General features: G+C 54.5%; 13 protein-coding genes. 4 read left to right on the forward strand and 9 right to left on the reverse strand.

From position 1 onward, the window contains the following. Positions 1-33 precede the first annotated feature (33 nt). On the reverse strand, positions 34-744 hold the full coding sequence (locus BLT89_RS06720; protein ID WP_090193699.1) for a histidine phosphatase family protein: 711 nt from the start codon (positions 742-744) through the stop codon (positions 34-36). 188 nt (positions 745-932) lie between these two features. On the opposite strand from BLT89_RS06720, the gene sohB reads away from it, so the two are divergent. The 4 genes from sohB to rssC all read left to right on the forward strand — a co-directional run bounded on the left by sohB (position 933) and on the right by rssC (position 4,916). Then, positions 933-1,952: a protease SohB gene (sohB, locus tag BLT89_RS06725; RefSeq protein WP_090193700.1), complete on the forward strand. Its 1,020-nt coding sequence runs from the start codon at positions 933-935 to the stop codon at positions 1,950-1,952. Positions 1,953-1,967: 15 nt separating this feature from the next. Then, positions 1,968-2,957 carry a YhdH/YhfP family quinone oxidoreductase gene (locus tag BLT89_RS06730; protein WP_090193701.1) on the forward strand — a complete coding sequence of 330 codons (990 nt, stop codon included), beginning with the start codon at positions 1,968-1,970 and terminating at the stop codon, positions 2,955-2,957. 295 nt (positions 2,958-3,252) lie between these two features. Continuing rightward, the gene (gene rssB / locus BLT89_RS06735; protein ID WP_090193702.1) at positions 3,253-4,437 is read left to right on the forward strand and encodes a two-component system response regulator RssB; all 1,185 of its coding nucleotides are present in this window, start codon (positions 3,253-3,255) and stop codon (positions 4,435-4,437) included. Next, positions 4,434-4,916, forward strand: coding sequence for an anti-sigma factor antagonist RssC (gene rssC / locus BLT89_RS06740; protein WP_090193703.1), 483 nt, complete (start codon positions 4,434-4,436; stop codon positions 4,914-4,916). Before rssB ends, rssC begins: the two co-directional genes overlap by 4 nt. A 259-nt stretch (positions 4,917-5,175) precedes the next feature. On the opposite strand, the gene BLT89_RS17605 is transcribed toward rssC, so the two are convergent. From BLT89_RS17605 to BLT89_RS06770, 8 genes are all read right to left on the reverse strand, one after another. Further along, positions 5,176-5,685 (reverse strand): hypothetical protein, encoded by a 510-nt coding sequence (locus BLT89_RS17605; RefSeq protein WP_157718811.1) that lies wholly within the window; start codon positions 5,683-5,685, stop codon positions 5,176-5,178. Positions 5,686-5,880: 195 nt separating this feature from the next. Beyond that, a complete protein-coding gene (locus BLT89_RS06745) occupies positions 5,881-6,369 on the reverse strand; it encodes a hypothetical protein (RefSeq protein ID WP_090193704.1) in 489 nt (162 codons plus the stop codon). A 428-nt stretch (positions 6,370-6,797) separates the two neighbouring features. Then, the gene (locus BLT89_RS17610; RefSeq protein ID WP_157718812.1) at positions 6,798-7,226 is read right to left on the reverse strand and encodes a hypothetical protein; all 429 of its coding nucleotides are present in this window, start codon (positions 7,224-7,226) and stop codon (positions 6,798-6,800) included. Positions 7,227-7,718: 492 nt separating this feature from the next. Continuing rightward, positions 7,719-8,078, reverse strand: coding sequence for a hypothetical protein (locus tag BLT89_RS06750; RefSeq protein ID WP_090193705.1), 360 nt, complete (start codon positions 8,076-8,078; stop codon positions 7,719-7,721). 26 nt (positions 8,079-8,104) lie between these two features. Continuing rightward, on the reverse strand, positions 8,105-8,716 hold the full coding sequence (locus BLT89_RS06755; RefSeq protein WP_090193706.1) for a DUF1643 domain-containing protein: 612 nt from the start codon (positions 8,714-8,716) through the stop codon (positions 8,105-8,107). A 383-nt stretch (positions 8,717-9,099) separates the two neighbouring features. Then, complete coding sequence (gene tal / locus BLT89_RS06760) at positions 9,100-10,026, reverse strand: transaldolase (RefSeq protein WP_090193707.1); 927 nt, start codon at positions 10,024-10,026, stop codon at positions 9,100-9,102. Positions 10,027-10,089: 63 nt separating this feature from the next. Further along, a complete protein-coding gene (gene dusA, locus BLT89_RS06765; protein ID WP_090193708.1) occupies positions 10,090-11,085 on the reverse strand; it encodes a tRNA dihydrouridine(20/20a) synthase DusA in 996 nt (331 codons plus the stop codon). A 231-nt stretch (positions 11,086-11,316) separates the two neighbouring features. Further along, positions 11,317-13,140, reverse strand: a complete 1,824-nt coding sequence (locus BLT89_RS06770; RefSeq protein WP_090193709.1) for a DUF3604 domain-containing protein — start codon at positions 13,138-13,140, stop codon at positions 11,317-11,319. Between the last annotated feature and the right edge of the window lie 68 nt (positions 13,141-13,208).

The following is a 13,208-nucleotide window of genomic DNA, read 5'->3' on the forward strand; positions in this document are numbered from 1 at the left end:
TTCAGTCGACCTTGCGGCCGTGTGGACCGGTACTCAGCGGTAAGTGATGAGTTCCGGGGCCTTCAACAGATCCAGATGCACCTGACTGTTGAAGGAAGCCAGTACCACCTCGGAGCCGCGAAACTTCAGGCGGCTGAGCGAAGTGTTGATGATTTGCCAATTGAGTTCGAAGGCCTTGTCGGTGCTGACACCGGTAACCAGGTGCAGCAGGGCGGTGATGGTGCCGCCGGAGGTGAATACGGCAATGTTCTGACTTTTGTCGGCCTGGCTGAGCAGGCGTTGCAGACCGTCGGCGACCCGTTCGACAAAGCAGTCCCAGCTTTCCACGCCGGGTGTGGCGTGTTCGCCACTGATCCAGCGGCCAATCAGCAATTCGAACAGGCGCTGGAATTCGGCGCGACTCTCGCGCGGGTTGCGCATCACTTCAAGGGCCGTGGGTTCGTCGGCCAGCAGGTCAGGCAGCAGCGCGCGGATCACGGCATCCGCATCAAATTCGTTAAAGGCCTTGTCCACTTCAAGCGCGGGTGTTTGCACGCCGTTATGGCGGATATGCTGTAGGGCGGTCTGGGCCGTGTGCCGCTGGCGCTGCAGGTCGCCGCTCAGGCAACGATCCAGACGCAGGCCCAGCTGACCAAGGTGCTGTCCAAGGGCTTCCGACTGGCGAAATCCGAGTGGCGAAAGCACATCGTAATTGTCTGCGCCGAAAGAAGCCTGGCCGTGTCGAATCAGGTAGATGCTGCCCAAGTGCGCTGGTGTCCGCTGTAGGTTTGATAGCAGCCGAGGGTAGGGGCAGAGCGGTGATGCTGTCAACGGAAAAACATACGCTTGTTTGAAACTGCATTATCTACTGACATATCGCCCTTGCCGGCCCGGGCGGGGGCGCGTCACTATGCTGACCTTATATACAGCCAGACATTTTTTCGGGGGATCATGTGGAGCATCTAGCAGAGTACGCGGGCTTTCTGGCACGTGTGGTAACGGTGGTGGTGGCTGTTTTACTGGTGCTTGCCAGTGCAGCTGCGCTGCGCAGCAAGGGGCGGCGCCAGCCGGGGCAGTTGCAGGTGAACAAGCTGAATGATTTTTTCCAGGAACTGCAGCAGCGCATGGAGCGCTCGATTCTGGACAAGAAGCATTTCAAGGCGGCCCGCAAGGCACAAAGCAAGACGAGCAAACTGGAGCGCAAAACCGATCAGCAGAAACCGCGGGTGTTTGTGCTCGACTTTGATGGTGATATCAAAGCCTCGGCCGTCGACAGCCTGCGTCACGAAGTGACGGCCCTGCTGGGGATTGCCACGGCTGCAGACGAGGTTGTGCTGCGCCTGGAAAGTGGTGGCGGCATGGTGCACAGCTACGGCCTGGCATCCTCCCAGCTGGCGCGAATTCGTCAGGCCGGCGTGCCGCTGACGGTGTGTGTCGATAAAGTGGCTGCCAGTGGCGGCTACATGATGGCCTGTATCGGCGACAGGATACTTTCAGCACCGTTCGCCATTCTCGGCTCCATCGGTGTGGTCGCCCAGGTGCCCAACGTGCACCGGCTGTTGAAGAAGCACAACATCGACTTCGAGGTGCTGACTGCCGGCGAGCACAAGCGCACGCTGACCATCTTCGGTGAAAACACGGACAAAGGCCGGGAAAAATTCCAGGAAGACCTGCAGATAACCCATGAGCTGTTCAAGGATTTCGTGGCGCGTTACCGCCCGCAACTGGTCATGGATGAAATCGCCACGGGCGAGGTCTGGCTGGGGCAGGCGGCAATCGGCAAGCAGCTGGTTGACGAGCTCAAGACCAGCGACGAGTACCTGGCCGATAAAGCCAAGGATGCAGAGCTGTTTCATCTGCACTATGCCGAACACAAGACGCTGCAGGAGCGTGTGGGCCTGGCGGCTAGCCTGACCCTCGACCGTGTTCTGCTTAACTGGTGGAGCCGGCTTACCCAGCAACGATTCTGGTAATAGGGGAACCATTCAATGCAATTCAAGGCGCTATTGGTCAGCGAGACCGCAGACAAGCAATTCGTTCCGCAGGTAGTCACTCGTGAGCTGGATGAGCTACCCGCAGGCGAAGTATTGATTCGGGTCAGCTATTCATCGCTCAACTACAAGGATGCTTTGTCGGCCTCGGGCAATCGCGGAGTCACCCGCAACTACCCGCATACACCGGGCATCGATGCCGCCGGTGTGGTCGAGCAGTCGAGCAGTAGCGCCTTTACCCCGGGCGATGAGGTGATCGTTACCGGCTACGATCTGGGCATGAATACCGCAGGCGGCTTTGCCCAGTACATCAGGGTGCCGGCTGCATGGCTGGTACGCCGCCCGACGGGCCTGTCATTGCGCGAATCCATGCTGCTGGGAACGGCAGGCCTGACGGCTGCGCTGTGCGTGGCCAAACCCGAGCAGAATGGGTTGGCCAAAAGCGCCGATCCGTTGCTGGTGACCGGCGCCACCGGAGGCGTGGGCAGCATCGCTGTCGCCTTGCTGAGCAAGCTGGGTTACACCGTAGCCGCCGCCACCGGCAAGGCCGAGCAGGCGGATTTCCTCCGTCAGCTGGGCGCGCAGCAGATTGTCAGCCGTCAGGAACTGCAGGACGGCAGCGACAAACCCATGCTCAAGGAGCGCTGGGGCGGGGCGGTGGATACGGTCGGTGGCGACATTCTGTTCAACGTGGTCAAGTCGTTGCGCTATGGCGCCAGTGTCGCCTGCTGTGGCCTTACCGCCGGCATAGGTTTCAATGCCAGCGTGTTGCCGTTCATCCTGCGCGGCGTCAACCTGCTTGGTGTGGACTCGGTCGAGTTGCCCCTGGCGGTCAAGGCAGCCATGTGGGACAAGCTGGCCGGGCCCTGGAAGCTCGACAATCTGGACGAACTGGCCAGCGAGATCAGTCTTGAAGCATTACCTGAAGCGATCCAGCAGATGCTGGCGGCCAAGGTTGCCGGCAGGTTTTTGCTGAATCTGGCCTGAACCCGGACTTCGACGTTTGTCGGATGGCGTGTAAGGCTGTTGGAGAGCATGGTCGGCTTATGGTTTGCGCCGCATTTTTGTCACCCGCCGGGAGGGCGCCAATAGCCTGGCGAAGCGTGTTTTTGCGGCCCGGGCAACAGCGCAAGCCTTGATGTACAGCGGTCGCCCCGCGCTTGAATCGATACCGGGATGGGAGTACCGTCTGCGCCTTGAATTGAACCTGCCAGGCTGAAAGGCTGTATTTTCCGGCCTTCAGCCTGACTTCTTTCCCCGGCGAAGCATGCCTGGACATTCAATGCTGAATCCAAGTATCACGCTGCTGATTATCGACGACGACCCGGTCGTCCGTGCCCGTCTGGCGTCCTACCTTGAGGCCGCCGGTTTCGCTGTGCTTGAAGCGGATAACGGTGTACAGGGCATGCAGCTGATTCAGGAAGCCACCCCTGATCTGATTATCTGTGACTTGTACGTGCCGCAACTGACGGGGCTGGAGCTGCTTGCGCAGTTGAATGAGCAGGGGTCGGAAACACCGGTCATTCTGCTTTCGGCCAGCGGCAGCATGAGTGATGCGGTCGAGTCCTTGCGGCTAGGCGCTGCCGATTACCTGACCAAACCACTGGATGATCTGGCCGTGCTGGAGCATTCGGTGCGGCGGGCGTTGCAGGAAGCCTCCTTACTGCTGGAAAACCGCCTGTATCGGGAAACCCTCGAAGCGACCAATCGCGAGCTGCAAACCAGTCTCAGCCTGCTGGAGGAAGACCAGAACGCCGGACGCCAGATGCAGCTGAGCATGCTGCCGCAAACCCCGTGGCAGGCCGATGACTACCAGTTTGCCCATCAGGTCATTCCTTCGTTGTACCTCTCGGGCGACTTCGTCGATTATTTCCGTCTCGACCAGCAGCGCATAGCCTTCTATCTGGCGGATGTCTCCGGGCATGGTGCGTCGTCGGCCTTTGTCACGGTTTTGCTCAAGTTCATGACCACCCGTCTGCTGTATGAATCGCGACGCGATGGCCAGTTGCCACAGTTCAAACCATCGGCGGTACTGGGGCATATCAATCGCGGGCTGCTCAATTGCAAGCTGGGCAAGCATGTCACCATGATTGGCGGAATCATTGATCAGCAGACCAATCAGCTGACTTATTGCATCGGCGGGCATTTGCCGCTGCCGGTGCTGTACAGCGAGGGCAAGGCGCGCTTCCTTGAGGGCAAGGGCCTGCCGGTCGGGCTGTTCGAAGAGGCCGCGCATGAAGACTACGTTCTCGATCTGCCGGACAGTTTCAGCCTGACCATGCTCTCGGACGGTATTCTGGAGGTATTGCCGGGCGCCTCGCTGAAAGACAAGGAAGCATCCTTGCCCGGATTGATCAGTGCGGCAGGCGGCTCGCTGGAAGGCATGCTCGAGACCCTTGGTCTGGCTGCTATCGATGAGACACCAGACGATATTGCCGTGCTGGTTTTGAGCAGGAATCTGGCATGAGTTGCGGCACTATCAAGTTTGCCGAGCAGGACGGCACCTTCGTGCTGAAGTTCATCGGTGAAGTGCGCCTGACGCTTTGTTCGGCGCTGGATGCCACAATCCAGCGCATGTTCAACTCCAGCAATTTCTCGTCAATTGTCATTGATCTGACCGAAGCGCAGAGCATTGACAGCACCACGCTGGGGCTGATGGCCAAGCTGTCGATCCTCTCGCGGCAGAAGATCGGTCTGTTGCCCACCGTGGTCACCACTCACCCGGATATCACCCGCCTGCTCAACTCGATGGGCTTCGAGCAGGTGTTCAATATCATCGATCAACCGATGACCTGCCCGGAGTGTCTGGAAGATTTGCCTTCGCAGGACCAGTCCGAAGAGGTGGTCAAAGCCAAGGTTCTGGAAGCGCACCGCATATTGATGGACCTGAACGAGTCGAACCGCGAAGCATTCCGTGACCTGGTCAGCGCGCTGGAGCGTAACTGAAGAGCTGGCAAGTGCGTGCTTGCATTCCGCTTGGCCAGTACATGCCTTCGTTATTGCAAGCTGTCTATTCGACTTGATCTGCGTGTATTCGCACTGACCCGCTGTTTGCAGCGAATTGGCCTTTCTGTGGTGCCTGTCAGGCAAGAACCGAAGGACAGCTTCCGACCCACAGCGGTCATTGCCCAACGACTAGGTTAAGGGTGGCGGCGCACAGGAGTAGTGAGCGAATCGACTGGTTTGAACCACTAACTAGGGCTCATTAGCTTCGGCTGTCACTTTGCGATGATGGGTTGCTCAAGCTAAACGGAATTTTAACGATTAAATACAAGCCCAAGTTACCCATTAAAAAAAGAGGAAAACTTACAAGTCCAAGCCATAGCTCACTTCTTAAACTGACGCGATACAGTGCCCGAGCACCGCGACCATACTGTATATCAGGGAAATCACTAGACCAAACGTTTAACGTTATCCAATAAAAAAATAAAAAAAGTGCACCGCCGAATATGAGGCAGCCATACCATTCGAATACTTGTATTGCCGTATAATCATCTTTGCTTAATAGGGAGTAAATAACTGCACTGATCAGACAAAATATTATAGAAAGACTTAATCCAGCGGCTGCTGTGGAGTTAATTTTTGAAGAAACACCCTTGGAAGACGGCGTTAAATTTATTAAGCCAGACAATTCACTAATAAAAGAAAAGTTTCCTATAGCATGCCCAAGAATTATTGCGATGATCGTCAACGTTGCAATTTTGCGAGCTAGCACTTACTTGCCTCGTATACTTATCAGCCTACGCTTGCAGGCTATTTCAATGCTACGGTGCCTGCTGACCATTGGCCTATTTCGACCCGAAGTAGCCAGTAAGCTATTTCTATATAAGTCTTCGTAGGATTTAGCGGCCAATAGAGCAACAGCATGCTTGTTCTACAAAGTGAGTGGCATGCTCCATGTCCGCCGATTTTAAAGCTCCCACCCCTCATGCTCTTTTGAATAAATTGAGCATCCAAGCTCAAATAATATGCGGACTTGGCCATATACGCTAATGCCGACAAATAAAGAAAGTGGAATGTACGAGGAAATATGCAAGCCATTAATTTTTTGATAAATCGCAAACGGTAAGATAATAAAAAAACAAATAATAGTTCCAACCATAAATCCGATATCTTTACTGACCGATCCTTTTGGAAAAAATATTTCAACACGCAGGGCCTTGTAAACATTAGGTAAATCAATCACACCGTCAAAAGCGCCTTTGGCTAAAATTTCCGTCTTGATGTATATACAAATAATACTGTATAAACAAATTATTAATCCGTACGAGAGCGCGAAATACCCGGACACGCTAAACAAATCAGCCAAATCACGAAAGTAAAAAGCCGCCGCTACAAATGCAATAAAAAATATCCAGCAAGGCACCACAAATTGAGGTTTAAAATTAATCGCTCTCATGCAAGCTTCCTTCATCTTCAATGGCATCGTTGGAAATACTTACTACGATCGTACAAGTGCACGAGAAAAATCGTTTTTGAAATTACTCTATTCACCATGCACAGGTATATCGCGAATGGCAACTTCTGGTACGTTTCTGCCCACGCCAGGGGCAGCAGGCAACCGATTGTGTTGAAAAAGTCGCTTCGGCCTGGCTACCCATGTATTGAGCAGCGAAAACGTCATTTTTGCGCGCCCCTGCGTCAAATCAAGATCCTAAACCTTGTGCGCGAGACGCGGATTTTAAACTCCGACGCGCACTTTTCTGTCGTGAAAACTGAGCCCGACTTTTTCAACAGAATCAACCCATTGCGGACGTTCGCTAACGATTAAGCTAAGGGGCCGCAGCAAGCGGCCCCAGCGAATGAAATGAGCGATTTCAGCGCCTTTTAGAAACTTTTGATAGATGAATTTAAAAGAGTAATTAATTTTTCTCTATCATCAAGTGACAGCATCTTCGCAGGTATCCTTGAGGAGTTAAAGCGACCAGCCCCCTTAAGAACAAGGCCTTGATTAATGTCATTCTCTATAGATTTGATTTCACTAAACAGTACTGTTTTGGACTTGTTAAATGGAGCTTGTATTGTAATCTCAGAGTCAGTGACAACAAGAATTGGATTGGTTTTTATTTTTCTGCCGCAGCTCATTAAATATAAACCTGGAGCAAGAGAGAATAATAATATAAATGCTATGGCTGTCGTGCTTGTGCCTAATTTTATTAATCCATAAAAAGGGAAGACAATAATAAATAAAAGCCCGGAGAGCAGTAGGATCTTTGAGGATTTTGGTGCCGCCCAGAATTCTTGCTTTGTTGACATTGCAGATACTCCTAACGTTCAGGTTAAGGGGCCGGTCTTAGCCAGTCCCAGCGAGCAAAGCGAACAGTTTTATTCACTAGTTAAGTTTTAGCGTGCTCTTATGTTAGTTAGTATGCAGGCACCTAGCGTTAGTAACCACATGATACCAAATATCTTGGCAAGAGCATTAAATTCTTTAGTTTGTCTTTTATTTATGAATAGTAAGAATATTGATATTGCTGCGGATGATAGTAAAAACAAATAGCCGAGCCAGAGGTTTTCACCTGCCATTAGGAGCGAATGACGCCTTTTCCCGACCTCAATTATTCCGGTGATGTATCCAATATATGCATAGTTAACGCAAGCAATAATCATAGCGACTCCTACCATGCGTAGGATCACTAATTTCCTGCCTTCAATTTTTGGCGCGCCGTCCATAGAGCTAATACCTAACGTTTAGGTTAAGGGGTGGCGGTACGCCGTCCCAGAGAGCGAAGCGAACTATTTGAACCGCTAGTTAGGCGCATCACAAAGCAATGGTGAGGTTTTTTGTTTTTTTAACTCGATCCATAGATAGATGAATGCTAAAGCAATTGCCGTGCCAAATGGAAAGCCTAGCAGGAGGTTCCATAAGGTATGAGTCCAAAATATAATTTTCAAAAGTAAATTATCGCTTGTAAGCCCCTTGTATGCATAATAAGAGAATATGGCCCACAGTAATAATACTGCGATAAAAATCAGCAGATGTAGGCCGATATCACCCCGCGGAAATGGCTTAGCTATTGAATAACCAATGAATCCTATGGATAAAGCTGCCAGCAGCATATTTGTTGAATATGCAATTATTGCAATTTTTAATTTATCTGGCTGCATGATTTCTCCTTGATGTACCTAACGCCTCAAAAAGCGGCGGCGTTAGCCGTCCGACTAATTTGACTTGTTACATGCTGAACCCACTCAAGTTGTTTTGCGTAGATTCTCGGTAGTGGGTGATAGTACGAGTATCTGGTATTTGATTTTAAAATCCCTAGAGGGTTGTTAATACACAATGCTTCTATGGCCTGTTTAGCTAAAGGTACTAAAGCTTGGTTTACGCCCCAACCAAAAATAACCGGAGTACCATTAACAAATAACTGCTCTCGTTCAGATTTGCGATTAGGTGAAAAAATAGAATACTCTACTTCACTACTCTTTTCTGACTTTAAAAAACGATATAGCTCACTTGAATCCGGTGTTCGGAGATCAGACAAATTTAGAATTCTAGCGTAGTTAAGCGCCGCAACATCCATGACTTTCATAATTTGTTGTTGTGTATTATCCGGCTCTTTCTCTGATGGCACGGTGTTATTATTTATTTCGTCCAAAGGATAAGAAGAACCAGGATTCATCATTACAGCCATGAGATCAGGGTCATTGAGTTCTGCGCCAATTCGCTTGATGTCAAGATTCTTTCTTAATTTGTACCCATTGGACTCGTAGAAGAGACCTCTAACTTCAAATTTAGTGCTCAACTTGATTCCTTGATGGCATGCAACTATAAATAGACAAAAAATGGGGCAATAACACTTTTACGGGCTTGGTGGATAACATTCTTTTCCTTTTCCCAGACCCCATCAAGATAGGGGTTTGCTAGGGCTTGATTACCGTATAAGGGAGTTATACACCATGGCCGAAAGGCTCAAACTGCTCCATAAATTGCATGAGCAAAGACGCTTGCGACATTACTCGATTCGCCCCGCGCAGGTCTATCGCGAACGGCCGCTTCTGGCACTTCTCTGCCGGTCGTCACTTCGGAACAGGACGGGGCACGTTGACGGCAAACCGGCGCTCACGTTTAAGGGATTTTGCAGGAAGGGCCGGGCAGGCTGTGCAATGCCTTTGCCCGGCTATTCGTTCAAAGCCTGGCTTTGAGTAATGCTTCGAGTTTTTCCTGGTCGCGGGCAAACAGGCGGATGCCTTCGGCAAGCTTTTCCGTGGCCATGGCGTCCTCGTTCAGCGCCCAGCGGAACCGGGCTTCGTCGAGTGTTTGTCGAGGTTCATGGTCATCGCCGGCATGCAGCTGTCGTTTGAGTTCGCCCTGGTCGCTGGCCAGTTGATTGAGCAGGTCCGGGCTGATGGTCAGGCGGTCACAGCCGGCCAGTGCTTCGATCTGCCCGATGTTGCGAAAGCTCGCGCCCATCACCACGGTCTGGTAGCCGTGGGCTTTGTAGTAGCGGTAGATCCGTGAGACCGACTGCACGCCGGGGTCTTCAGTGCCTGTGAAGTCGCGATTCTCGGACTTCTTGTACCAGTCGTAGATGCGCCCGACGAAGGGTGAAATCAGGAAGGTGCCGGCCTCGGCACAGGCCACCGCCTGGGCAAAGGAAAACAGCAGGGTCAGGTTGCACTGGATACCGTCCCGCTCCAGTTGTTCGGCGGCGCGAATGCCTTCCCAGGTGGCGGCAATCTTGATCAGTACCCGCTCGCGGCCGATGCCGGACTGTTCATACAGGTCAATCAGTCGCTGTGCCCGCTGCAGGGTGGCCCGGGTATCGAACGACAGTCGCGCATCCACTTCGGTGGAAATGCGTCCGGGAATAACCTGCAGAATCTCCTTGCCTACCGCTACGCCGAAGCGGTCGCAAGCCAGGCCGATATCGCCGTTGCAGCCACTGACCGCAGCCTCCAGCAAGGCGGCATAGTGCGGCAGGCTGGCGGCTTTCAGCAGCAGCGACGGGTTGGTGGTGGCATCCACCGGCTGCAGACGGGTGATGGCTTCAACATCGCCGGTATCGGCAACCACGGTGGTGAACTGTTTGAGTTGATCCAGCTTGGAAGTCATGAAATAGCCTTGTGTTTGTTATGGGCTGACATTACCCGAGCCGGTCGTCTGGCTCAACGGCGGTTAATGGCCTTCCAGCAGCTTTGTTGCCTGATCGAACACATCCAGCGGCTTGTCGGTCTTGTGCACGTCAACCGAGAGCAGCTGGCGGAAGCGTCTGGCCCCGGCAAAGCCCTGGCCGAGGCCGAGCACATGACGGGTGATGTGGTGCATGGCGCCACCCTCGGCCAGATGCGCTTCGATGTAGGGGCGCAGGCGTTGCAGGGTTTCGGCGCGGCTCGGCGCCTGATGGTCATCGGCAAACAGACGCTGATCCACCTGGGCCAGCAGATAGGGGTTGTGATAGGCCTCGCGGCCGAGCATCACGCCATCAAAGGTCTGCAGGTGCTGCTGGCACTCGTCGAGGGTCTTGATGCCGCCATTGAGGATGATTTCCAGCTGCGGGAAGTCCTGCTTGAGTTGCGCCACCACGTCATAGCGCAGGGGCGGCACGTCGCGGTTCTGCTTGGGCGACAGACCCTCAAGAATGGCGATGCGCGCGTGTACGGTAAAACTTTCGCAACCGGCCTGCTCTACGGTGGCGACGAAATCGCAAAGCTGCGCGTAACTGTCACGGCCATTGATGCCGATGCGGTGTTTGACGGTGACCGGAATGCTTACGGCATCGCGCATCGCCTTGACGCAATCGGCCACCAGCTGCGGATGGCCCATCAGGCAGGCGCCGATCATATTGTTCTGCACCCGGTCACTGGGGCAGCCGACATTCAGGTTCACTTCGTCGTAACCGGCTTGTTTGGCCAGCTTGGCGCAAGCGGCCAGTTCTGCCGGGTTGCTGCCACCCAGCTGCAGGGCCAGCGGGTGCTCGCTTTCGTCATAGCGCAGAAAACGTTGACGATCACCGTGCAGCAGGGCACCGGTGGTGACCATTTCGGTGTAGAGCAGGGCATTGCGGCTGAGCAGGCGCAGGAAGTGGCGGCAATGCCTGTCTGTCCAGTCCATCATCGGCGCAACGCTGAATCTTCTGCTGACAAGATGCTGATTTGTATGGGTTTTTTTCAATTCAAAGCCTGCAAAAACGGGGCGCTCCGAGGCGCAATTGCACACCGGGTGCACAGGCGGGGAATTATACAGGTCTGGCTATGGCGATCATGCTGTCCGCTGGAGTCATCCCGGTTGCCGGAGGGCTTGCGGCTGGAAACTGCCTTGCCACCGCAGCAAGCTGCTCAGCCAACTCGTGCAAGCTACGCTCAGGCCCGGATGGCCGGATACCGGCCACCTTGGCGGGTCCGCTCAGCCTTCGGGGCTATACCAGATCGGCGAGCTCCAGGCGCGTTCCTGCAGGGTGGCCGGCACATCGCCCAGCGGTGCCATTTTCTGCCGCACGGCATCGTAGGTGTTCCAGCGCGGGGTCGGTATTTCGAGCACGCGGGCATAGTAGAAGGCGTGCTGATCGGCGTTGAAGTCGGGATCGGTCCAGCCGGTGGCGAGTGCAGCGGCGCCGATCTTGTCGGTGTAGGTGGCGGTGCTCAGGTCAACACTGCTGCCAACCGCAGGCAGTTTGCCGTCGGCGCCGATCTTGCGCTCGCCGGACCAGCTGACATCGTAGATTTTCTCCTGCTGTTTGCCGCTCTCGTCGATCCAGCCCTTGACGATCTGGATGCGGTCCAGATTGCCACTCTTGGGGTCTTTCAGCGCGCTGACCAGGAACGTCGGCGCTTTGCCGCTGCCCGGTTTCAGGTCGCCCCCCATTGGCACGCCCCTGGCGTAGGCGCGTTTGACGAAATCGGCCTTGTCCACGTCATCGACGGCGTAATCGAAGCTGCCGAAAAAGCGCACTTTCAGCATGGGCCCGGAGGTGGCAAAGGTCTCTTTACGCTGCATGGCATCGTAGATTGCTTCACGGGTATTTTGCGGCGCCCAGACGCCGGCCAGACCGCCAGAGCTGAATTCGCGAATCTGCAGAATCTGCGCCGGCGGCTGCCCGGGCAATCCGGTCAGGCGTTCCTTGGGGTTGTTCTCGAAGGCAAACTTGCCGGTGTAGTTGAACTCTTCGTTGCTGCCTGCGGCATTGTGCGAGTCCGAATCGCCGATCAGGCCATACTTGAACGGATTGCCCAGGCCTTTCACGGCTTCACTCATGCCATCGAGCAGGGCCGGGCGCAGGAAGCTGCCGCGGCGATGGCTGGGGCGCTCGGAGTCAGCAGAGAGGGTGTAATCCCATTGCTCGAAGCCGGCAAATTCATCATTGGGTGACAGGCTCGGATAGGTTTCCGAAGTACCCTTGATCTGGCTGATTTCATACAGCGGTTCGTTGGCTGCGCGTGCCTTGTTGTAGGCAGCATCGAGCGGTTTGCCGTCGAACTTGCGCATTTCGAACATGCGCCCGTCGCTGGCATTGCCATTATGCGGAATGGCCAGCAGGGTAGCGCCCCTGGCGCGCTGATCATCCATCCACTTCCACAGCACTTCCGGGTCGCTGGAATCGAGCGCCGACAGCACCAGGTCGGGCAAATGCTCGGTGTCGCGGAACACCACGACGCGGTGCAGGTTTCTCGCTTGCGGGTTGGACGTCCATTCGAAGCCGGCGAAAGTGGTGAACTTGCCGGGGACATAGTTTGCGTCCGCCGCCTTGATGATCTGCTCCCACACCGAATGGGCCAGCTTGGGGTCGCTCAGGTCCGGGTCGCGTTTGCCGGCGCTCATTTCACGCAGGACCTTGGCAAAGGTCTGTATGCGAATACCGGGGTCGGGCGAGGTGACAAACTTGGCCAGCGGAATCTTGCTCAGCGGACTGTCAGGGTTGGTCATCTGGTTGAAAATGCCCATGTATTCGGCATGGTCGGCCACCATGTAGAAATCCAGTGGCGTCCGGATCTGCATGTCCGGGCCGCCGCTGCCGGTGATGGTCTTGCCCTGGGCCCAGGCATAGGCATCGGTCGGTGTGGTTTTCGAGCCATTGGTAAAGCCGTCGAACGACCAGCCGGTGTGTATGTGCAGGTTGCCGAAGTAGGCATTATTTTCGGGGTTCGCTGGCGGTAGCGCTGCAGCCTGCGCAGAGGCGGCTGCTTGCGCACAGAGGATGGCTGCGAAGGTGATGGATCTGCTGGCTTTCATGGGCTTTACCCTCCGGGAACTGGTGTTTGACCCAGAACGTTGCTGACCGCGAGCGGCCAGACGCCTGA

The sequence above is a fragment of the Pseudomonas pohangensis genome (assembly GCF_900105995.1).
GTDB classification, from domain to species: domain Bacteria; phylum Pseudomonadota; class Gammaproteobacteria; order Pseudomonadales; family Pseudomonadaceae; genus Aquipseudomonas; species Aquipseudomonas pohangensis.

Excerpts from the sequence above, each read along its gene's own strand:
- BLT89_RS17610 (WP_157718812.1), bottom strand. The coding sequence starts at position 7,226 with ATGTCAACAAAGCAAGAATTCTGGGCGGCACCAAAATCCTCAAAGATC.
- tal (WP_090193707.1), bottom strand. The coding sequence starts at position 10,026 with ATGACTTCCAAGCTGGATCAACTCAAACAGTTCACCACCGTGGTTGCC.
- BLT89_RS06750 (WP_090193705.1), bottom strand. The coding sequence starts at position 8,078 with ATGCAGCCAGATAAATTAAAAATTGCAATAATTGCATATTCAACAAAT.
- BLT89_RS06730 (WP_090193701.1), top strand. The coding sequence starts at position 1,968 with ATGCAATTCAAGGCGCTATTGGTCAGCGAGACCGCAGACAAGCAATTC.
- BLT89_RS06745 (WP_090193704.1), bottom strand. The coding sequence starts at position 6,369 with ATGAGAGCGATTAATTTTAAACCTCAATTTGTGGTGCCTTGCTGGATA.
- rssB (WP_090193702.1), top strand. The coding sequence starts at position 3,253 with ATGCTGAATCCAAGTATCACGCTGCTGATTATCGACGACGACCCGGTC.
- rssC (WP_090193703.1), top strand. The coding sequence starts at position 4,434 with ATGAGTTGCGGCACTATCAAGTTTGCCGAGCAGGACGGCACCTTCGTG.
- BLT89_RS06770 (WP_090193709.1), bottom strand. The coding sequence starts at position 13,140 with ATGAAAGCCAGCAGATCCATCACCTTCGCAGCCATCCTCTGTGCGCAA.